This window comes from Azoarcus sp. Soil_N_20 (assembly GCF_057656155.1).
Window position 1 is genome coordinate 331,157 of the sequence record NZ_JBDGKX010000007.1, and the last position, 19,839, is coordinate 350,995.

Annotated in this window: 16 protein-coding genes and 1 pseudogene; 7 read left to right on the forward strand and 10 right to left on the reverse strand. The window is 64.6% G+C overall.

What is annotated here, in order from left to right; genetic code table 11:
- Positions 1-9: 9 nt before the first annotated feature.
- From AC3A35_RS16335 to AC3A35_RS16350, 4 genes are all read left to right on the forward strand, one after another.
- On the forward strand, positions 10-2,406 hold the full coding sequence (locus tag AC3A35_RS16335) for a Lon protease family protein (protein WP_487437250.1): 2,397 nt from the start codon (positions 10-12) through the stop codon (positions 2,404-2,406).
- Position 2,407: 1 nt separating this feature from the next.
- Entirely contained in the window at positions 2,408-3,007 is a 600-nt protein-coding gene (locus AC3A35_RS16340; RefSeq protein ID WP_487437251.1) for a nicotinamidase, read from the forward strand.
- A complete protein-coding gene (locus AC3A35_RS16345) occupies positions 3,004-4,335 on the forward strand; it encodes a nicotinate phosphoribosyltransferase (RefSeq protein WP_487437252.1) in 1,332 nt (443 codons plus the stop codon). The genes AC3A35_RS16340 and AC3A35_RS16345 overlap by 4 nt, the downstream gene beginning before the upstream one ends.
- 469 nt (positions 4,336-4,804) lie before the next feature.
- Complete coding sequence (locus AC3A35_RS16350) at positions 4,805-5,410, forward strand: helix-turn-helix domain-containing protein (protein ID WP_487437253.1); 606 nt, start codon at positions 4,805-4,807, stop codon at positions 5,408-5,410.
- Positions 5,411-5,731: 321 nt separating this feature from the next.
- Here AC3A35_RS16350 and AC3A35_RS16355 read toward each other — a convergent pair whose 3' ends face one another.
- Positions 5,732-8,416, reverse strand: coding sequence for a bifunctional acetate--CoA ligase family protein/GNAT family N-acetyltransferase (locus tag AC3A35_RS16355; protein ID WP_487437254.1), 2,685 nt, complete (start codon positions 8,414-8,416; stop codon positions 5,732-5,734).
- 271 nt (positions 8,417-8,687) lie between these two features.
- Here AC3A35_RS16355 and AC3A35_RS16360 point away from each other — a divergent pair, with 271 nt between their 5' ends.
- The gene (locus AC3A35_RS16360) at positions 8,688-8,933 is read left to right on the forward strand and encodes an acyl carrier protein (protein ID WP_487437255.1); all 246 of its coding nucleotides are present in this window, start codon (positions 8,688-8,690) and stop codon (positions 8,931-8,933) included.
- Positions 8,934-9,098: 165 nt separating this feature from the next.
- On the opposite strand, the gene AC3A35_RS16365 is transcribed toward AC3A35_RS16360, so the two are convergent.
- The 7 genes and pseudogenes from AC3A35_RS16365 to AC3A35_RS16395 form a co-directional block, all read right to left on the reverse strand.
- Positions 9,099-9,362, reverse strand: coding sequence for an acyl carrier protein (locus AC3A35_RS16365; RefSeq protein ID WP_487437256.1), 264 nt, complete (start codon positions 9,360-9,362; stop codon positions 9,099-9,101).
- Positions 9,359-10,525 (reverse strand): dihydrolipoamide acetyltransferase family protein, encoded by a 1,167-nt coding sequence (locus tag AC3A35_RS16370; protein WP_487437257.1) that lies wholly within the window; start codon positions 10,523-10,525, stop codon positions 9,359-9,361. Before AC3A35_RS16370 ends, AC3A35_RS16365 begins: the two co-directional genes overlap by 4 nt.
- A gap of 4 nt (positions 10,526-10,529) precedes the next feature.
- Positions 10,530-12,533 (reverse strand): pyruvate dehydrogenase (acetyl-transferring) E1 component subunit alpha, encoded by a 2,004-nt coding sequence (gene pdhA / locus AC3A35_RS16375; RefSeq protein WP_487437258.1) that lies wholly within the window; start codon positions 12,531-12,533, stop codon positions 10,530-10,532.
- Positions 12,530-14,284: an acetate--CoA ligase gene (acsA, locus tag AC3A35_RS16380; RefSeq protein ID WP_487437259.1), complete on the reverse strand. Its 1,755-nt coding sequence runs from the start codon at positions 14,282-14,284 to the stop codon at positions 12,530-12,532. The genes pdhA and acsA overlap by 4 nt, the downstream gene beginning before the upstream one ends.
- A gap of 38 nt (positions 14,285-14,322) precedes the next feature.
- A pseudogene (locus AC3A35_RS16385) lies at positions 14,323-14,741 on the reverse strand (RtcB family protein).
- Between the two features lie 107 nt (positions 14,742-14,848).
- Positions 14,849-15,001, reverse strand: a complete 153-nt coding sequence (locus tag AC3A35_RS16390; RefSeq protein WP_487437260.1) for an archease — start codon at positions 14,999-15,001, stop codon at positions 14,849-14,851.
- 36 nt (positions 15,002-15,037) lie between these two features.
- Positions 15,038-15,478 (reverse strand): Hsp20/alpha crystallin family protein, encoded by a 441-nt coding sequence (locus tag AC3A35_RS16395; protein ID WP_487437261.1) that lies wholly within the window; start codon positions 15,476-15,478, stop codon positions 15,038-15,040.
- Between the two features lie 248 nt (positions 15,479-15,726).
- Here AC3A35_RS16395 and AC3A35_RS16400 point away from each other — a divergent pair, with 248 nt between their 5' ends.
- Both AC3A35_RS16400 and groL read left to right on the forward strand, forming a co-directional pair.
- Entirely contained in the window at positions 15,727-16,068 is a 342-nt protein-coding gene (locus AC3A35_RS16400; protein ID WP_487437262.1) for a CBS domain-containing protein, read from the forward strand.
- Positions 16,069-16,117: 49 nt separating this feature from the next.
- Complete coding sequence (groL, locus tag AC3A35_RS16405; protein ID WP_487437263.1) at positions 16,118-17,719, forward strand: chaperonin GroEL; 1,602 nt, start codon at positions 16,118-16,120, stop codon at positions 17,717-17,719.
- Positions 17,720-17,738: 19 nt separating this feature from the next.
- On the opposite strand, the gene AC3A35_RS16410 is transcribed toward groL, so the two are convergent.
- Both AC3A35_RS16410 and AC3A35_RS16415 read right to left on the reverse strand, forming a co-directional pair.
- Positions 17,739-17,996, reverse strand: coding sequence for a hypothetical protein (locus AC3A35_RS16410; protein ID WP_487437264.1), 258 nt, complete (start codon positions 17,994-17,996; stop codon positions 17,739-17,741).
- A gap of 177 nt (positions 17,997-18,173) precedes the next feature.
- A complete protein-coding gene (locus AC3A35_RS16415) occupies positions 18,174-19,502 on the reverse strand; it encodes a sensor domain-containing diguanylate cyclase (RefSeq protein ID WP_487437265.1) in 1,329 nt (442 codons plus the stop codon).
- Between the last annotated feature and the right edge of the window lie 337 nt (positions 19,503-19,839).

Below are 19,839 nucleotides of genomic sequence, written 5' to 3' on the forward strand. Positions count from 1 at the left end.
GCTTCGATAATGAAATCTCTCCCGCATGGCGCACTGTATCGATCCTGTGACGAGGCGCTGCTCGCTTTCGAGACCACTGCCGAGCTGCCTGGTACGGAGGACATGTTCGGTCAAGAAGGAGCCAAGGACGCCATCAGCTTTGCCCTCGACATGAAGCAACCCGGCTACAACCTGTTCGTCATGAGCGAGGCCGGAAGCGGCGCCCACCCCTTGGTCCAAGCGTTTATCGAGGCCAGGGCCAGGGACGAAACCGGGCCTTCGGATTGGTGCTATGTCAACAGCTTCGATCATCCGGACAAGCCGATCGCCCTTTGCCTGCCGGCCGGCCTTGGCGGTCAACTGCAGCGGGCCATGCGGCAACTGGCCCGGGAACTGGTGCCGGCGATCAATGATGCCTTCGAGAGTCATGGTGTCAGCTCGCGGATTGAAGCCATTCGGGATGAGCAGAAGCAGCGAGAAGAGAAGGCCCTGCGCGAGCTCAGTCAATCTGCCGCCGACCAAGGCGCGGTTCTTTTGCGTACACCGGATGGTCTTGTCTTCGCCCACGCCAAGGATGGGGAAGCCATGAATGACGAGGCGTTTAGCCAGCTGCCGGAGGACGAGCAGGAGCGCCGGGTTCGCCTGATGGAGGGTTTTCGGGAAGAACTGCGCAAACTCCTTCACCAGTTTCCGCACTGGCGCCGGGAAATGTGGGGACGGATGAAGGAAGTGGGCCGCGATGCCATCACTCTGGCGGTCGGGCATCTGAAGGAGGATTTGAAAACAAGCTATCGGGATCAGCCCAAGGTCCTTCAGTTCCTGGATGGCATTTTGGAAGAGGCCATTGACCACGGAAATGAGCTACTTAAGGCCGAGCGGGGCAAGGATGATTCGGACTGGTCGGACTTTATCCAGCGCTGTCATGTGAATCTGCTGGTCGAACAAGGGGAGACTAGAGGAGCTCCGGTGGTGTTCGAGGGCAACCCGACCTACCAGAATCTGGTGGGACGATTCGACCAGATCTTCCATATGGGCACCCTGGTGACCGACGTCACCCTTATCAAGGCCGGTGCCCTGCATCGAGCCAATGGCGGCTACCTGATGCTCGACGCGGTCAAGATCCTGTCCCAGCCTTATGCCTGGGAAGGGCTCAAGGTGGCGCTCAAGACGGCAAGGGTCCGGATCGAGCCCCTGGGACAGGCCATCGGATGGGCAAGTACGGTACCCATGGAGCCTGAGCCGATCCCGCTCAATGTCAAAGTGATCCTTTTCGGCGAGCGCGACCTCTACGACCTCTTGAAGGACTGCGATCCGGAGAGTTCCGAGCTCTTCAAGATCGTCGTGGATTTTGAAGACGACATGGTCCGTGATGAAACCAATATCCGACGCTACGTCAGCTTTCTTGCCGGCCAAGCCCGCAGCCAGGGACTGCATCCCCTGGATCGGCACGCGGTTGCCCGGGCCATCGAGCATGGTTCGCGACTGGCGGGAGATACGGAAAAGCTTTCGGCCTTGACACAACCCATGACCGACCTCCTGCGCGAGGCCGATTACTGGACTGCGAAGGCAGGACAGGATCGTATCCGGCGGGGCGACGTTGAAGCAGCGTTGCGGGAACAGATCCGCCGGGCCGGGCGCCTGCGCAGGAGGTGCCACGAAGCGATCCTGCGGGACACCATGCTCATCGGTACGGATGGCGAGGCGGTGGCCCAGGTCAATGGTCTGGCGGTCGGCGATGAATCGGGCTTCCTGTTTGGCCATCCGGTACGGGTTACCGCCACGGCCCGCATGGGGGAAGGCGAAGTCATCGACATCGAGCGCGAGAGCGAACTGGGCGGCGCCGTCCACTCCAAAGGGGTCATGATCCTGTCGGCCTTCCTGGCAAACCGCTATTCGCGCCCGATGCCCCTCTCATTATCAGCGAGCCTGGTGATCGAGCAGTCCTATGGGCCGGTGGAGGGCGACAGCGCATCGTTGGCCGAGTTGTGCGCCTTGCTCTCCGCCCTCGCCGGCGTGCCGATCAAACAAACCCTGGCGGTGACGGGCTCGGTAAGCCAGCATGGGCAAGTCCAGGCGATCGGTGCCGTGAACGAAAAGATCGAAGGGTTCTTCGATATCTGCCAGGAGCGCGGACTCACCGGTGAGCAGGGCGTGCTGATTCCCGCCGGCAATGTCAAAAACCTGATGCTGCGGGAAGACGTGGTGGCCGCTGCGGCCGAGGGAAAGTTCGATGTTTACGCGGTGAATACGGTGGACCAGGCCATCGAGCTCCTCACTGGCGTCGCAGCCGGCGAGCCGGATGCCGAAGGTTTGGTACCGGTCGGCTCGATCAATTTCCTGGTCGCGAATCAGTTGGCGGAATGGGCAGAACTGCGCCAGGCATTCGGGCAGACCACGAAGGGGCGCCAGAAACGCAAGGAAGCTTGAAATGACCGATGAGCGATGCAGCCTTTCTCCCCGGCTCGGCGATGCCCTGATCGTGGTCGATGTGCAAAAGGATTTCTTGCCCGGTGGTGCCCTCGGTGTACCGGCCGGTGATGAGGTGATACCTGTCCTCAACGAGTATCTGCACCAGTTTATGAAGCGCGGGCTCCCGGTATATGCCACCCGAGACTGGCATCCAGCTGATCATTGTTCATTCCGGGCGGCGGGTGGCCCTTGGCCTCCCCACTGCATTGCGGACACGGCTGGGGCCCAGTTTCCATCTGGCCTGGCCCTGCCAGCCAACGTCTACATCATTTCCAAGGCGACGGCCCGGGAGCCGGACAGCTATTCCGGCTTTGCCGGCACTGACCTCGCGCACCGTCTCCATCAGACGGGTGTCAGGCGCGTGTTCGTGGGCGGCCTTGCCACCGATTATTGCGTGCTCAATACGGTCAAGGATGCCTTGGCCTTGGGGTTCGCCGCCGTATTGCTGTTGGATGCGGTGCGCGCCGTCAATGTCCAGGCCGGCGACGGAGATGCCGCCATCGCCGAGATGAGGCGGCGTGGAGCTCTGACCACGCCCCTGGAGAGCATCCGGGCATGATCTGCGACCGCATCCTGCTCACCGACCTTTATCAGCTCACCATGCTGCAAAGCTATTTCGATCAGGGCATGAACGAGACGGCAGTATTCGAATTCTTTGTCCGCAAATTGCCGGCGGGGCGAAATTTCCTGATTGCCGCCGGGCTTGAGCAAGTCATCGAATACTTGGAGCAGACCCATTTCACCGAGGAGGAGCTCGAATGGCTGATGGCCTGCGGCCGCTTCCAGCCCCGTTTCGTAGAGTCCTTGGCTGATTGGCGCTTTACGGGCGATGTGGACGCCATGCCGGAAGGAACGGTCTTTTTCCCCGACGAGCCCATCCTGCGGGTCGTCGCACCTTTGCGAGAAGCGCAATTGGTAGAGTCGCGCATCATTAATCTACTCCAGTTCCAGACCATGGTCGCTTCCAAGGCGGCCCGTTGCGTTATTGCGGCCCAAGGGCGGCGGCTGGTGGATTTCGGCCTGCGGCGGGCCCATGGCGCCGAGGCCGGACTGCTGTCGGCCCGGGCCAGCTACCTGGCCGGGTTCGATGGCACGGCGACGGTTCTGGCAGGGATGCGCTGGGGCATCCCCGTCTTTGGCACCATGGCCCATTCCTATGTCCAGGCCCACGATTCGGAACTGGCGGCCTTCGAACACTTTGCCCGCTCCCACCCGGCGAGCGCCACGCTTCTCATCGACACCTACGACACCGAAGCCGCGGCTCGGGACCTGTTGGGCCTGGCCCATTGCCTGGCCGCGGAGGGAATCGCCATCAATGCCGTGCGCCTGGACAGTGGTGATCTCGGCGAACATGCCCGCCGGGTGCGACGCATCCTCGATGACGGGCACCTGACCAAAGTGACCATCTTTGCGAGCGGCAATCTGGACGAGTACAGGATTCGCGATCTGGTGGCGGGGAATGCACCCATCGACGGCTTCGGCGTCGGCACCCGTATGAACACGTCCGCGGATGCGCCTTTTCTCGATTGCGCCTACAAGCTCCAGGAATACAACGGGCGGCCACGGCGAAAGCGTTCCGAGGGCAAGGCCACCTGGCCTGGCAGAAAACAGGTGTGGCGCCGGTATGACGCCGATGACCGGATGGAGGGAGATACCCTGGCACTCGAGCAGGACTGCGAGCCCGGCGAGCCGCTCCTGCAACCGGTCATGGCGGGCGGTAAACGCTCAGGGTCGCTTCCGCCCGTTGCCGCTATTCGGGAACGCATCCCACGCCAGTTGTCGCAGTTGCCGCAGGCCTTGCTGCAGTTTGGGGCCGCGCCGGCTTATCCGGTGACGGTGGCGCAATCCTTGCAGGACCTGGCACAGATCGCCGATCGAGGCAATTAACGTAATGGTTTGATCGCGTCAGGGGCGCTATGGGAACGGCGGTTTCGACTGGCGGACCATCATTAACCGAGGCCGCATTCTCGCCACCCTCCCTATGGGGAGAGTGGTGGTTTCCGTCTGGATAATACCCTTTTCCCTGTTGCCAATTTCGGTTGAAGTGCTCATATCGCCTAACCCATCCCATATCTACAATTCAGACAAGGGTTAAAGGTAAAACACATGGTTGCGACCAGCCCCTCTGGCCATGACCCGACAAGGCGGTTGACGTCCATGCTGGTTCCGCCAGTTCTCATACCAACCGGCGTTGATGATGCAAGCGGCCAGTTCCGTCCAAATCAAGCATTACTCTCAAGGTCCCGTAGCGTCCTCCTGTAGCGACTGTCCGGTGATCGAGAGCTGTGTGGCGGCGGTATTGCCTATGTCCCATAAAGGCTATATTAACCAGTCCTTATTTTTGAGGAGGAAATTGATGGCCGAGCACGCCCTTTATCGTGAGGACGATCCAATGACGGCAATCTATGTGATCCAGGCGGGGGCTTTCAAATCCCAGTTGCCCGGCGAAAATGGACGCGACCACATTACTGGCATTCACCTCCCGGGCGATGTCGTCGGAATCGAAGGCGTTGCCTCGGGACTGCACACCCGAAATCTGATGGCGCTGGAAGAGAGTGTAGTTTGTGTCATTCCCATGGGGGTACTCGATGGGCTGACAAGAGAGCTACCTGACGTCCAGCGCTGGTTTCACCGCATGTTGAGCCGGGAAATCGTTGCCGTGACCCGGAACATGACTCTGCTTGGCAGCCGAAAGGCCGAGGAGCGGCTGGCCGCTTTCCTGCTGGATTTGTCGGAACGATTCGCGGCGCTGGGCCGTTCGCCGCGGGATTTCGATCTTCGGCTGTCGCGCCGGGAGATCGCCAGCCATCTTGGCCTGAGTGGTGCGACCGTCAGCCGGACCTTCGCTCGTTTTGGCAGGGAAAGGGTGGTGAGTACCTGTGGACAGCATGTCCGCTTGCTGGATATCCACGCACTGAAGCAGACGGCTGCGGGGCACATAAACAGGGAGAGCGCCAAGTAATCCCTGCCGGACAATCTACGGACGGTTTGTCGGGAAACACTATAGGCAGCCAAGGCTGTTCGTCCATCAGAGACCTAAACAACCGCCGTTCCCGGGGCCCTATTGGTAGCGGCATCCGCAAGCTACACCAGCGTTTCGCGCCCCGGGTTTGCCGGGTCCGCGACCCTCAAAGAGCAGGGCAACTTGGCACCCTCACTGCCGACCGCCAGCCCGATGCGCCTGAACGCAGCCTGGCCCGTGCATCCTGGCGCCGCCATGTGGGGGACGCCCTGCCGGGGAGTTCGGAGCCGTGCCGGCCGTCGCAGGATAAGCCGGTCGGGGCTACAGTTTCAGGCGGACGCGCACGATGTTCCGGTCGTCGGGGTCGCCAGAGCCGCGCACGAAGCCGAGAAACTCGCACAAACTGAGCATGGTTGCGTTCTCGCGTAGAACGTCGCCGTAGAGTTCGCGGATACCGCGGCTGCGGGCGTAGGCGATGATGCGCTTGAGCATGTAGACCCCGATGCCCTGGCCGGTCATTTCGCCACGCACGATGATGGCAAACTCGGCAGCTTCGTTGTCCGGGTCAGCGGAGATGCGTACCACGCCGTAGACCTCCGCATTACCCGGGAGACCGGCTTCCGCAATCACCAGCGCCATCTCGCGGTCATAGTCGATCTGGGTAAACCGGGCGGCCATGACATGCGACAAGGCCTTCATGGGGACGAAGAAGCGCATGTGGATCTCCTCGGATGTGAGCGTGGCGAAGCTGCGCTGGAAGGCGGGCTCGTCTTCCGGCCGCACCGGCCGCAGCAATAGTTTGCGACCGTCGGCGAGGACGACTTCCTCTTCCAGCTCCGAGGGATAGGGACGAATGGCAAGGCGGGATCCCCCCTTCAAGCGCGGCTCTGCCACGCGGATACGCGCGTCCAGGGCGATGACGCCGTATTCGTCGGCAACGAGCGGGTTGATGTCGAGTTCGCTCACCTCATCCAGGTCCACGACCAACTGCGAAAGCTTCACCAGGGTGAAGGCCACGGCCTCGAGATTGGCCGGCGCGAGGCCGCGGTAGCCACGCAGGAGGCGATGCACGCGGGTGCGCTCCATCAGCTCGCGGGCCAGGCGCATGTTCAGCGGTGGCAAAGCGAGAGCCTTGTCGTCGACCACCTCGACGGCGACACCGCCTTGTCCGAACAGGATTACCGGTCCGAACTGCGCATCGCTCACCACCCCCGCGATCAGTTCGAAGGCGCCCGGGCGCTGGATCATCGGCTGCACCGTGAAGCCATCCAGGCGGGCCTGAGGCGCTGCGGTGGCGACCCGTTCGAGCATGGCTTCGGCCGCCCGCCTGACCGCCGCCGATCCCGCCAGGTCCAGGGCGACCCCGCCGACATCGGTCTTGTGGGTGATATCCGGCGAGAGGATCTTCAACGCCACTGGGCCGCCGAAGTCGGCTGCGGCCTTCGCCGCTTCCTGTGGGGTGCGCACGAGCCACGTCGGACTGACGGGAATGCTGTAGGCCGCGAGCACGGCCTTCGCTTCCGGCTCGGTCAGCCATTCGCGCCCCTCGGCGAGGGCCTGGCGCAACACCGCCCTGGCCTTTTCCGGTTCGGCCTTGAAGCCCTCCGGGAGGGAGGGCGGCGTCTCCATCAGCGCCTCCTGGCTGCGTCGATAGTTCACGAGCTGCATGAAGGCACGTACCGCCTGGCTGGGAGTGTCATAAGTGGGTACTTCCTGCTCGGCGAAGCGCCGGCGAGATTCGCTGGCGGCGGCCCCGCCCACCCAACTGGTAAGCACCGGTAGCCCGTTGGTCCGCACCCGCGAGGCAATGACTGCCTCGGCCGCGTCGACGGGGGATGCGACGGCGGTGGGACAATTCAGCACCAGCAGGCCGTCGATGCCCTCGTCCCTGGCCAACACGTCCAGGGCGGCTGCATAGCGTGCGCCCGGCGCGTCGCCGATGATGTCCACCGGATTGGCGTGCGACCAGGTGGGCGGAAGCACGGCATCGAGCCCTGCGATGGTCTTGGGGGCCAATTGGGCCAGATGGCCGCCCTGGTCGATCAGGGCGTCGGTGGCCAGGACCCCCATTCCACCCCCATTGGTCAGAATGGCCAGCCGGTCGCCGCGTGGGGAATGGGAACGGGCCAGGGTTTCGACAGCGTCGAAGAGTTCGTTCAGATCGATCACGCGCAGCATGCCAGCGCGCCGGAAGGCGGCTTCGAACACTTCGTCGCGGCCCGCGAGCGCCCCGGTGTGCGAAGCCGCGGCCTTGGCACCCTCGGCATGCCGTCCGGCCTTGACCACGATAACCGGCTTGCTCCGGGCGGCAGCGCGAGCCGCCGACATGAACTTGCGGGCGTCGGTGATGGATTCGATGTAGAGAAGAATGGCGCGGGTGTGCGAGTCGTTGGCGAGGTAATCGAGCATGTCGCCGAAGTCCACGTCGGCCATGTCGCCCAGGGAAACCAGGTACGAGAAGCCGATTCCGCGGCTGCTGGCCCAATCGACCACCGAGGAGACGATGGCACCGGACTGGGCGACAAAGGCGAGATGGCCAGCGAGCGGGGCGGTGGCGCTAAAGCTCGCATTGATGCCCTGGCCCGGCATCATGATGCCCAGGCAGTTGGGGCCGACAATGCGCAACAAATGCGGCCGGGCCGCGTCGAGCATGGCTTGGCGCAGACGTTGGCCCTCGTCCTGGCCTCCCTCGCCGAAACCGGCGGTCACCACCACGGCCGCCCTGGTGCCCAACGCGCCAAGTTCGGCAATGATCCCCGGCACGGTTTGCGGCGGCGTGGCGACGACGGCGAGATCCGGCACTTGGGGCAGCCGGGCGATGTCGCGATGCACAGGCACTCCGAAGATCTCCTGGTGCTTGGGATTTACCGGAAACACCGGAATGCGCAATCCGGTCTGCAACAATGCGCGCGCGAGCACCGCGCCCACGGTGTGCTCCCGAAGGCTGGCACCGATCAGGGCCAGCGACTTGGGCTTGAACATGCAGTCGAGATTGCGAATCGTCATGGTCTGAGAGCCTGCCTTGGAATCGTTTGTGTCACCGCTGTCGTGCCACGCAAAGATAACGGGAAGGTTGGTCCCCCGCCTGACGAATATCAAGGCTTAGGGTTTACGCGGGTCGCGGAACCGTAAGTGTAAGTCGGTGGAGGCGGGGTGCCGGGACCGGCGATAATCAGCGACGCAAGGTCATGGGCCAAGGGCGCCCATGCGTGGGACCAGCCCACCCAGGCCGCGGCACCCGAAACGTTTGGCGCATTGCACAAGACGAAGGACGACGATGGATCAATCCAACCTCAAAGACCAAGTCCTGGCGATTCTGACCAGGATCGCTCCCGACGTCGACGCCGCAAGCGTCCACGCGGAACTCACTTTCCGTGAGCAGTTCGACTTCGATTCGATGGACTTCCTCAACTTCTGCACGGCGCTGAGCCAACACTTCGGGCTTGCAATCGAAGACCGCGACTACCTGCGCCTCGGCAGTCTGGCGGGTTGCCTCAGCTTTGTGGGTGAACGGCTGCGATGAGCCGCGGCATGATGCCAGCCGGGCCGCTAGCACCGTCTCCCTGCCTGTTGAGAACGTCGCCTCAATGAAATCTCTGGGCCAGGGTTGCGGCCGTCGAAGCCTTGCGCCTGCTGCAGGAGGTGCAGGGCCGGATCAGACGGAGCGGCGGAAAGATCTCTGTCCTGGCTACGGCGTTGCGGCGCGCCGACAGACCTTCTCCACCAGGTAGGCAAGCGCACCGGCGAAGCTCGCCAGCCTTGGATAGTCGCTTTGCGGGATGGGGATGTCGTAACGCTTGTGGAGTGCGGTGACGAGGTTGAGGAAGTCCATCGAGTCGATGTCGAATTGCTCGCGCAGATCGCCCTCGCGGTCGATGTCGGCGAGGGCGATGTCGGGGGCAATTCGGTGGAGTTCCTCCGCCAGGGCGGCGGCCAGTTCCTGTTCGTTCATAGACGCTCCGGTTCAAGCAGGTGGCGCTCGATGGCGCCGACGAAGAGGGCACCACGGTGCCCGTCGCTGACGCGATGGTCGCCGGCCACGGTGACGCCGACGACGCGGCGTGGCCCGACCATGCCGTCGGCGACCCAGGCGCGGGTGACGGGTGTGCCGAAACCGACGATGGCCACTTGGGGCGGGTAGATGACGCCATAGAGAGCCTCGACGCCGCGCTCGCCGAGGCTGGACACGGTGAGTGTGGGGTCGGTCAGTTCGGAACTGCGGAAACGCCCGGCGCGTACCCGGGTCACGAGGTCGCGCATGGCGCTCATGAGGGCGTCCACATCGAGGTGCGCGGCGTCGTGGATGGCGGGCGCTACCAGACCGACGCCGCGGATGTTGATCGCCAGGCCGGCGTGCACGGCGGGGGCCGGCTTGAACTGACCGTCCATGAAATGCCCGTTGAACTCGGGATACTTCTGCGCGGCCAGCGCCACGGCCTTGACGAACAGGGCGCCCAGGAGCACCCGCTCGGGTGGATCGCGTCCCGCGTTGTGGCGGTCGAGCCAGGCCTCAGCCGCCGTGAGCTCGATGGTGTGGGCGAGGTAGTAGTGGGGAATCTCGCGCTTGGAGCGCGACATGGCCGCGGCGATGGCCGCGCGCATGCCGCCTGGCGCGGCGGGCGGTGGTGGCGCTTCGGCCTGCGCGAGCCGGGCGGCCACGTCGGCTAGCACGATCGCCCCCTCAGGGCCGCTGCCCGGCAGCGTTGCGAGGTCGATGCCTGCCTGTTCGGCAAGGCGGCGGGCGGCCGGTGAAGCCTTGCGCCGCGCAATCTGCGGCGCGGCGGGCGCTGCGGCGGCGGTTGGTGCGGGCACGCGGGACGGCTGCGCGGGCGCTGGCGCTTCAGGGCGCGGCGCCGCAATCAGCGTGGCCTGCACTTCACCCGCCACGGCGATCACAGCGAGCGGGGTGCCCACCGGCACCGTTGCGCCGACGTCCACCAGTGTGCGCTCCAGCATGCCGTCCTCGAACACCTGGAGCTCGATGGCACCCTTCTGGGTTTCCACCACCGCGACGGCGTCGCCCCGGTGCACCGCGGTGCCGGGGGCGACCATCCATTCGATGAGGGTCCCGGTCTCCATGTCGGCGCCCAGGGAGGGCATGAGAAACAGGCTCATGGTTTCAGCCCCGCCCCAGCACGGCCCGTGCCGCGGCGACGATGCGCCCGGTCTGGGGCAGCGCGGCGTCCTCCAGGTGGCGGGAGTAGGGGATGGGCACTTCCTCGCTACACACGCGGGCCAGCGGCGCATCGAGCTCGAAGAAACCTGCCTCGGCGATGCGCATACCGATCTCGGCGGCGATGCTGCCAGAGCGCCAGCCTTCGTCGACGATCAGCACGCGGTGGGTCTTGCTCACGGAAGCGAGGATGGCGGCATCGTCCAGGGGGCGCAGGGTCCGCAGATCGACGACCTCGGCCGCGATGCCTTCGCGGGCCAGTTCGTCGGCAGCCTCGATGGTCTTGTGAAGCGAGCCCCCGTAGGTGATGAGGGAAATGTCGGTGCCTGCCCGGCGCACCGCCGCGCGGTCGATGTCCACGGGTCCGGCGTTGACGGCGAGCTTCCCGCTGCGGTTGTAGAGCATCACGTTCTCGAAGATCAGCACCGGGTCCGGGTCCTGGAGGGCCGTCCATAGCATGCCGCGGGCGTCCTCCAAGGTCGCCGGCGCCAGTACACGAATACCCGGGATGTGGGCGTACCACCCTTCCAGACTGTGAGAATGTTGGGCCGCAAGCTGCCGCCCGGCACCGGTCGCCATGCGGATCACCAGGGGCACGCCGAACTGGCCGTTGGACATGTGGCGCAGAAGTGCTGCGGTGTTGAGGATCTGGTCGAGGGCCAGCATGGAGAAGTTGACGGTCATGAGCTCGACGATGGGGCGCATGCCGGCCACCGCCGCGCCGATGCCGGCGCCGGTGAACCCGGATTCGGACAGCGGGGTGTCGCGGATGCGCTCCGCGCCGAACTGGTCCAGCAGGCCCTTGCTCACCGCGTAGCAGCCGCCGTAGCGGCCCACGTCCTCGCCCATGAGGAAGACGCGCTCGTCGCGCCGCAGGGCATCCACGATGGCCGCCTTGACGGCCTCGCGATAGGTGGTCTCCACCTTGTCCATTGCGGGCGGAGAAGGGGCCGGCGCGGGTGGGCGCTCTAGTGCGACCACATGCCTGCACAAGTTCTCCATGGGCTCCAGGCTGCCGCGCTCCGCGAAATCCACGGCCGCGGCGACCTCGGCGGCGACCTGGATTTCGATGCGTGTCAGCTCGTCGGTCCGGAGCATGCCGTTGTCTTCGAGCCAGCGCTGGAAGCGCTCGATCGGGCCCTTCTTGCGCCAGGCTTCTACCTCGGCCTTGTCGCGATAGAGCTGAGCGTCGAACATCGAGTGGGCGCGGAAACGGTAGGTGCGGCATTCCAGGAAGCAGGGCTGGCCCGTGTCGCGGATGAAGGCCAGTGCGCGCCGCGCGGCCGCCTCCATGGCGATCACGTCCATGCCGTCCACCTCCTCGCTTTGGATGGTGTAGCTGGCCGCTTTGGCGTGGATGTCGGTCTGGGATTCGGAGCGCTCCAGCGCCGTGCCCATGGCGTAAAGATTGTTTTCGCAGACGAAAAGAACGGGGAGCTTCCACAGGGCGGCGAGGTTGAGGCTTTCGTGGAATTCCCCTTCGGCCACCGCGCCCTCGCCGAAGAAGCAGGCGGTGACGTGTGCCTCGCCGCGCATCCGGTCGGCGAGGGCAAGGCCCACGGCGAGTGGCAGGCCGCCGCCGACGATGGCGTTGCCGCCATAGAAATTCGTCTCGCGGCTGAAGAGATGCATCGAGCCGCCGCGCCCGCCTGAACAGCCTTCGGCCTTGCCATACATCTCGGCCATCACTGTGTCCATGGGCACGCCGCGCACCAGCGCGTGGCCATGCTCGCGATAGGTGCCCACCACCCGGTCGTCGGCACCGAGAAGCGGAATCACGCCCACCGCCACGGCCTCTTCGCCGTCGTAGAGATGCAGGAAGCCGCGGATCTTCTCCTGGGTGTAGAGCTCGGCGCACTTATCCTCGAAGCGCCGGATGCGGATCATCTGGGCGAGCAGATCGAGGGCGTGAGTGTGGCTCAGATGGGGTTTGGTGCCAGCTTCGTTCATTGTTCGTCGCTTTCCAGGGTGGAGATGTCGCCCTCGGTCAGGCCCAGTTCGCGCGCCTTGAGCAGGCGCCGCATGATCTTGCCGCTGCGGGTCTTGGGCAGGTTCCTGCGGAAGGCGATGAACTTGGGGGCGACCGCCGGGCCGAGGCGCTTGCGGGCGTGACCGAGGAGTTCGAGTTCGAGATCTTCGCTGGCCTCGACGCCGGCCTTCAGGGCCACGAAGGCCTTCACCACCTCGCCGGCGGTCTCGTCGGGCACGCCGATCACCCCGACTTCGGCCACCGCCGGGTGCTCCATGAGTGCGCTCTCCACCTCGAAGGGCCCGATCAGGTGGCCGGCACTCTTGATCACGTCGTCGTCGCGGCCGACGAACCAGAAGTAGCCGTCGGCGTCGCGCATGGCCAGGTCGCCGGAGAGATACCAGCCATCCGCGAAGCATTTGCGGTACCGCTCCTCCTCGTGGAGGTAGGCGCGCATCATCGAGGGCCAGCCTGGCCGCAGGGCGAGTTGGCCGACGCACATTGGGCGGCTGACCTCGCGCACGCCCTCTGTAGTCCGCTCCACGATGGCGGCCTCGATGCCTGGCAGCGGCTTGCCCATGGAGCCGGGCTTGACGTCCATCGCCGGGTAGTTGGCGATCATGATGCCGCCCGTTTCGGTCTGCCACCAGTTGTCATGGAAGGGCATGCCGAATGCTTCCACTCCCCACACCACCGCCTCGGGGTTGAGGGGTTCGCCCACGCTGGCCATGAAGCGCAGGCGGGACAGATCACGGACGCGGGCGAGCTCGGTGCCGGTCTTCATGAGCATGCGGATGGCGGTGGGCGCGGTGTACCACACCGTGACGCGCTCGGATTCAAGGATGCGGTACCAGCGCTCGGCGTCGAAGTCGGCTTCGTCCACGATGAGGGTCGCGCCGTTGGTCAGCGGCGAGATGATGCCGTAGGAGGTCCCGGTGACCCAGCCGGGGTCGGCGGTGCACCAGAACACGTCGTCGGGGTGGAGATCAAGGGCCAGTCTCCCCGTGACGTGGTGGGCGACGACGGCCCCGTGGACGTGTACCGCGCCCTTGGGCCGTCCCGTGGTGCCGCTGGTGAAATGCAGCAACGCCATATCCTCCGGCCCGGTGTGGGCCATCTCGAAGTCGGGTGATGCCGCCTCCATGAGCGCGGCCAGATCGCGCGTGTCCGTCCGCGGCGCGGCCGTGCCGCCGACCAGCAGGATCTCCGCGAGGGTCGGCACCTCGGCACGCCAGGCCGCCACCTTGCGCCGGAAGAGCGCTTCCGAGGTGACCAGCACCCGCGCATCGCCGATCGCCATGCGCGCCTGGATGGGCTCGGGCCCGAAGGCCGAGAACAGCGGGCAGAACACCGCCCCCAGCTTGAGCGTGCCGAGGGCCGCGATGTAGAGCTCCGGCACCCGCCCGAGCAGGCAATACACCCGGTCGCCCTTGCCGACGCCGAGGGCGGCCAGGGCATTGGCGAAGCGGTTGGACTCGGCCTTGAGCTCGACATAGCTGAAATCCCGCCGCGTCCCATCCTTGCGGAGGCACCGGATTGCCAGTTTGCTGCCGTCGCCCCGGGCGACATGCCGGTCCACCGCCTCGAAGGCGATGTTAAGCCCTCCGCCGGGCAGCCCGTCGAGCAGCCCGCGCGCGGCGTCCCAAGAGAAGGTCCGGCGCGTGGCTTCGTAGTCCTTCAGGTTGGCGCAGGCGTAATCCTGCGGGTGCTTCCTGATCCTCTCCATCGCCATCGGGCCTCCCTCCTATCCGCTGCAGTTGCGCCATGCCCTCAATCCTTGACACAGATCATGGGCGTCAACCGCCCCACCTTGCGCGCCAGGCCGGCGGCCTCGGTGGCGTCGACCACCGCAGTGACGTCCTTGTAGGCGGCGGGGGCCTCCTCGGCGACGCCCCGCTGCGAAGGGCTGCGGATCAGGATGCCGCGCTCGGCCAATTCGTCGGTCACCTGGCGGCCCTGCCAGTTGCGCAGGGCCTGGCGGCGCCTCATGGCGCAGCCGGCACCATGGTAGGCCGAGGCAAAGGAGCGTGTGCCTCGGCGCAGCCGCGCAGGAGGTAGGACCCCGTGCCCATGGAGCCGCCGAGCAGCACTGGCTGCCCCTCCGCGCGCAGGGTCTCGGGCAGTTCCGGATGGCCCGGTCCGAAGGCCAAGCGGCGCCCTTGCGATGGAAGAACAACGTGCGCCGCCACCCGCCCACCTCGTGGGTTTCCGTACTGCAGGTGTTGTGGGAGGCGTCATCAGGCAGGTCGAGCCACTCGGCCAACTGCATCTCGTCGCCGGGCGCCGCGCAGCCGATTTAGGCCCCTGGGCACTGCCGTGCGCCCGCCGCCTCGGTGAGGATAGCGGTCAGCGCCAGCGCCGCCTGCTCGAAGGCTTCCTCCCACATGGCGCCGTACCCCCGCACGCCCGTGTCCGCGTCGTGGATGAAATGTTCCCATCCTTCGTCCACTTTGCCCTCGCCGCGGAACTGCCGGCGTCAAACAGCTCATTCCACCTTCACTTCCAGCGCCTTGGCTTTCGGTTCCCCGCTCTTGGGCAACTGGATAGTCAGCATGCCATCCTTGAAGCTTGCCTTCACCTTGGAATCATCCACATTTTCGGGCAGCGTGAAGGTGCGCGAAAAAGCGCCGTAGGAGCGCTCGATGCGATGGAATTTCTTGCCCTTTTCCTCCTTCTCCTGCTTGCGTTCGCCGCGCAGGGTGAGGACGCCGTTTTCCACGGCAACATGCACGTCCTCCTTGTTCACCTCGGGCAACTCGGCCTTGACGACGAACTCTTCGGGTGTTTCGGCGATATCCACCCTCGGTGACCAGTCCGCCGCGCCCACGCCTTCGCTCGCGCCGAGGCGCAACGGCCCGAACGACTTCGTCATGCGGTCGAAGAGTTCCTCCATTTCCCGCATGGGTTCCCATTTCATCAGTGCCATGATTCACCTCCTTCGATCTAGGGTTAATCAACTAATTACCCTGCGGCTCTGCCCAGACCCGGCGAGCCAGTGAAGGCCATTGCCTCAACCCCATCGTAGTACCCGAGACCAGGGCCGCAAGGGCAATTCGGAGGCACATTGACCGCCGTCAAACTTCGGGACTCCCCGCGGTCTATCCTGGAAGGCGCGTTAGGTTTTCCTTGTGTACCACGCGCGGCCCATTTCGGAGCACGCAATGCCACTGCACAATGCCGACATCGCCACCGCGTTCGACGAGATTGCCGCCCGCCGTCACCGAGTTGCTGCACATCCCCGGCCTCGGCCCCAAGCGGCTGCGTGCCCTGTGGCACGATCTGGTCGTGCAGACGCTGGAGCAGGTCGCCCTCGCCGCCCGCGACGGGCGCATCCGCGCTGCCCTGCGCCGCATGCGCAACCGTGGGGTACGGCGCGTGCCGGTGAAATGGAAAGAAGGCGAGCTGGTCGGCATCCTGGCCGTCGATGATGTGCTGGAAGCCGTCGCCGACCAACTACGCGAGATGGTGTGGGCCATAGGCAGCGAGCACGTGCGTGAGGAGCAGGCCCGCGGGTAGATCAGGCCGCTCGCCCCGGGAGGGCGGACAGCGGAGGAGGGGGATACCGATGGCGGCAAGACAGATTCTGTTTCATCAGACAGCCCGCGAGCGCATCGTCCGCGGCATGACGGTGCTGGTGGACGCGGTCAAGAAGACGCTCGGACCACGCGCCCGCACGGTGCTGCTCGAGCAGCCCTTCGGTCCGCCGATCCTGATCAACTCGGGGGTGGTGGTGGCGAAGGCCATCGAGCTCTCGGACCCCATCGAGAACATTGGCGTGCAGCTGGTCCGGCAGGTGGCCGCCAAGACCTCGGAAGTCGCCGGCGACGGCACCACCACCGCCATCCTGCTTGCCGCGGCGATCGTGCGTGAGGGCATGAAGTACGTCGCTGCCGGGATGAACCCGATGGATCTCAAGCGCGGTATCGAGAAGGCGGCGGAGCAGGTGGTCAGGACGCTGCGGGCGATGGCCAGACCCTGCGCGACACGTGATGAGATCACCCAGGTCGCCGCCATTTCGGCCAACAACGACGAAAGCTTGGGCGCGCTGGTGGCCGAGGCGATGGAGCGGGTAGGCCGCGAGGGGGCGATCAGCGTGGAGGACGGCTCCGGGCTGGCAAACGAGCTCGAGGTGGTGGAGGGCATCCGCTTCGAACGTGGTTACCTGTCGCCCTACTTCATCAACAGCGAGGATGGAGAGCGGGTGGTCCTGGAGGATACCCTGGTGCTGGTCTGCGGGGGCAAGCTGGCCTCGTTGGCTGATCTGCTGCCACTGCTGGAGCAGGTGGCGCAGAGCGGCCACCCGCTGCTCGTCATCGCCGCGGATGTGGAGGGCGAGGCCCTCGCCATCCTGGTGGTCAACAGCCTGCGCGGCGGGCTCAAGGCCTGCGCGGTCAAGGCGCCGGAATTCGGCGAGAAGCAGGCGGCGATGCTGGAGGATATCGCCGTCGTCACGGGGGCGACGATCATCGCCGAGGAGACGGGGCTCACCCTGGAGCGGGCCGGCTTGGCGCAGCTCGGTAACGCCAAGCGGGTCGAGGTCGACAAGGACACTTGCACGCTGATCGGTGGCGGCGGGCAGGCGGCGCGCATCGATGCCCGCACCGCCTTGATCAAGGTCGAACTGGCGCGCGCCGCGAGCGAACAGGAGCGCGAGAGCCTGCGCCTGCGCGCGGCAAAGCTTGCCGGAGGGGTGGCGGTGGTGAAGGTGGGGGGCACCACCGAGACCGAGATGACGGAACGCCGGGCGCGCTTCGAGGATGCGCTGCATGCCGCCCGGGCGGCCATTGCCGAAGGGGTGCTGCCCGGCGGCGGGGTGGCCCTGCTGCGCGCACGCGCCGCACTGAGCGGCGTGAGTGGGAACAATCACGATGAAGACTGCGGCATTCGCATCCTCGCCGCCGCACTCGATCAGCCCCTGCGCCAACTGGCGGAGAACGCGGGCATCGAAGCCTCTGTCGTGGTGGACAAGGTCGAGGCGGCAAGCGGGAGCTTCGGTTTCAACTCTGCGACAGGGGAATACGGCGACATGCTCGCGATGGGGGTGCTCGATCCCTGCATGGTCACCCGCAGCGCCCTGCAGAACGCGGTATCGATCGCAGATCTAATCCTGACCACCGATTGCGCGGTCGCGGAAAGGCCGGCCGGGCGCGGTTCAACCGGAACGTAAAAACCACCGGTGAACAGCGTCACGCAGGATGGCCGGTCAAGATGATTGTCGCGCCCCACGCCGGCGGCTCCTGGCCGCATGCGGGGGTCTGTATAGCGGCCAGACGCATCCGGGCTTCTTGGAAAAACTCAAACTTCACCCATACGCCAATTACTGCCGCTTGGGTATCAGCCTCGTCGCCCGTATTTACCACACCCCGCCGCTCGATAATCAGAACTTTCGCTTCATTATTTTTTGCGTACGGCTTGTGTTCAATGCCCTTGAGAACAACATACATTTCTCCCTCAGATTGACTCACATGCCCATCTCGGAAATCGATTCTGAGACTACCCTCAAGTAGGGTGAAGGTTTCAGCTGTGTCTTTGGGGTCATGCCACACGAACTCACCCTGGATTCTCACAACCTTGAACTGATGAACACCATGCCACGAATGGCGGGTGTTCTCTTCTGCCGGCTAAAGCCCTGGCGCCTGGTCTTCACAGTCATCGATATCGCCCCTGGGGCACACCCGGTTTCGGCCCTCGGATTTGGCGGCATAAAGCCACCGATCCGCGCGATTAATCAGATGTTCCGGACTCGCATCACTATCAGCCAGCAGCGCCACGTCGATACTCACCGTGACGCTGAATGCGCCCTGCGGGCTATTAAATGTCAGGGCCGCAACGGCCCGGCACAGCCGCTCGGCCAACTGGCGCGCCGAGCCCAGGCTGCTTTCCGGCAGTAATATGGAAAACTCCTCTCCACCCATGCGCGCAAAACAGTCACTGGCGCGAATTTCGGGCGTTACAATCCGGACGAACTCCCTGAGTACGGTATCCCCGGCGGCGTGACCGTGCCGGTCGTTAATCTGTTTGAAGTGATCCAGATCCAGCATCAACACGCTGAGGTGATGACCGTAACGCCGCGCCCGACTGTATTCTTCCCCGAACATCTCCAACAACACCCGACGGTTGGCGATTCCCGTGAGCGGATCTGTTCGCGCCATGTGCAGCAGCACTTCGGTCATGCGATGTAGTTCCGTGACATCACGGTAGAACCAGACACGCCCCCAAAAGTGGCCTTCGGGCCCATGCAGGCCCCGTGAATAGCGCTCCAGTACCCGGCCATCCTTCATATGGATACTAACCCCGCACTCCTCCTCGTCCAGGGATGAATACAGTTCCTTGACCCGCTGCGCAAAGCTGCCGGGGTCTTCCAGCTGTTCGGCGACTGCCTGCAGCGCCGCCTCGCCGTCCCGCGCCCCCATGATTGCCTCGGGAATATCCCATATTTCCAGAAAACGGCGGGTCCATGTCTTGATCCGATTGTTGGCATCCACCACCACGATGCCATCGGGCGACTCATCCATATAGGCGCTCATCACGGTGGTTTGATAACGTGACTCCAGTTCAAGACGCACCTGATCACTGATTTCGTAAGCCGTGCCCAGCAGCCGGCTGACCCTGCCGGTCTCATCAAGAAAGGGCACGAGACTGGTCTGCCAGAAAGTCCGGCCGATGGGAAGGTCCAGCGTCTCCTGGTAATCAGTGGCGGTCTTGCCCTCGACACAACGAAGGTAATTGGCCTTGACATTGAATACCATCTCGGGCGAAAGCAACTCATCCACACTGCGCCCGGCAACCTCGTCGAGTTTCATCCCAGTAAGCTGCTCGTGACGGGCATTGATCGCGGCCAGACGGAACTCATCGGCGGAGACTACATCAATCACGAAAGCGGCGACACCCAGATAATCGAGCATCTGGCGAAGTTCAGCGGGGTCGCGATTGACACTGATCTCTTTCATCTCACCTACCGAGTTAATCGGGATCGGAAGCCGCCTCAGGGCGCCTCTCTTCCACACCACAGGACCTACGGATCACGTATCCGGCGGTTCAACGAATAACGAACATCTCACGCTTCAGTTTAGGCAGCCCCATGACGAGGAAGGTACGGCGTGGCAACGCCAGCGTTAATGCGGCAGTCCTGCTGATACGCCACCGATCATGCGCGGACTTGCTCGTATGTCACGCCTCGCGGACACTGACGTTGGGAGGCGATCTCCGAAGCGGGCGATCCATTTAGCAGGCGATCGGACTCTTGCCTGACCACCGTGTAGCACTCGCAGGTTCGCGCTTCCAGCC

What these genes read in the sequence shown, in the direction of transcription:
- AC3A35_RS16335 (WP_487437250.1), top strand. Translation starts at nt 10, where the DNA reads ATGAAATCTCTCCCGCATGGCGCACTGTATCGATCCTGTGACGAGGCG.
- AC3A35_RS16340 (WP_487437251.1), top strand. Translation starts at nt 2,408, where the DNA reads ATGACCGATGAGCGATGCAGCCTTTCTCCCCGGCTCGGCGATGCCCTG.
- AC3A35_RS16345 (WP_487437252.1), top strand. Translation starts at nt 3,004, where the DNA reads ATGATCTGCGACCGCATCCTGCTCACCGACCTTTATCAGCTCACCATG.
- AC3A35_RS16350 (WP_487437253.1), top strand. Translation starts at nt 4,805, where the DNA reads ATGGCCGAGCACGCCCTTTATCGTGAGGACGATCCAATGACGGCAATC.
- AC3A35_RS16355 (WP_487437254.1), bottom strand. Translation starts at nt 8,416, where the DNA reads ATGACGATTCGCAATCTCGACTGCATGTTCAAGCCCAAGTCGCTGGCC.
- AC3A35_RS16360 (WP_487437255.1), top strand. Translation starts at nt 8,688, where the DNA reads ATGGATCAATCCAACCTCAAAGACCAAGTCCTGGCGATTCTGACCAGG.
- AC3A35_RS16365 (WP_487437256.1), bottom strand. Translation starts at nt 9,362, where the DNA reads ATGAACGAACAGGAACTGGCCGCCGCCCTGGCGGAGGAACTCCACCGA.
- AC3A35_RS16370 (WP_487437257.1), bottom strand. Translation starts at nt 10,525, where the DNA reads ATGAGCCTGTTTCTCATGCCCTCCCTGGGCGCCGACATGGAGACCGGG.
- pdhA (WP_487437258.1), bottom strand. Translation starts at nt 12,533, where the DNA reads ATGAACGAAGCTGGCACCAAACCCCATCTGAGCCACACTCACGCCCTC.
- acsA (WP_487437259.1), bottom strand. Translation starts at nt 14,284, where the DNA reads ATGGCGATGGAGAGGATCAGGAAGCACCCGCAGGATTACGCCTGCGCC.
- AC3A35_RS16395 (WP_487437261.1), bottom strand. Translation starts at nt 15,478, where the DNA reads ATGGCACTGATGAAATGGGAACCCATGCGGGAAATGGAGGAACTCTTC.
- AC3A35_RS16400 (WP_487437262.1), top strand. Translation starts at nt 15,727, where the DNA reads ATGCCGACATCGCCACCGCGTTCGACGAGATTGCCGCCCGCCGTCACC.
- groL (WP_487437263.1), top strand. Translation starts at nt 16,118, where the DNA reads ATGGCGGCAAGACAGATTCTGTTTCATCAGACAGCCCGCGAGCGCATC.
- AC3A35_RS16410 (WP_487437264.1), bottom strand. Translation starts at nt 17,996, where the DNA reads ATGTATGTTGTTCTCAAGGGCATTGAACACAAGCCGTACGCAAAAAAT.
- AC3A35_RS16415 (WP_487437265.1), bottom strand. Translation starts at nt 19,502, where the DNA reads ATGAAAGAGATCAGTGTCAATCGCGACCCCGCTGAACTTCGCCAGATG.